We start from the raw sequence: 255 nt of genomic DNA, 5'->3' as shown, positions 1-255 counted from the left end.
CCAGGTAGTGAAGCCCGTCCTTGCCGGCCTTGCGCAGGGCCTGCCCGAGCTTGGGCGAGCGGGCCGACAGCAGCATCACCGTCTCCTGTACGTACCGCCACGCCGTCGCCGTTGACAGGCCGAAACCTGCTCCGAGCTCGTCGAAGGTCTCGCCCTTGCGCAGGTGGACCAGTACCGGCAGCGCTTGCTGTCCGGGGTTGAGCAGCCGCCAGGTCGATCCGATCGCCTTGCGGTGCCGGCGGATCAGCCCGGCCA

The 255-nt window shown here is 69.4% G+C and carries 1 protein-coding gene; it reads right to left on the bottom strand.

The window, feature by feature from the left end:
- Positions 1–255: helix-turn-helix domain-containing protein (locus QSK26_RS41640; protein ID WP_285780883.1), on the bottom strand; the 255-nt coding region annotated here is incomplete at both ends.

Source organism: Microtetraspora sp. NBRC 13810 (assembly GCF_030268685.1).
Classification (GTDB): Bacteria; Actinomycetota; Actinomycetes; order Streptosporangiales; family Streptosporangiaceae; genus BSRQ01.
This window is presented reverse-complemented; position numbering and strand designations above follow the sequence as displayed.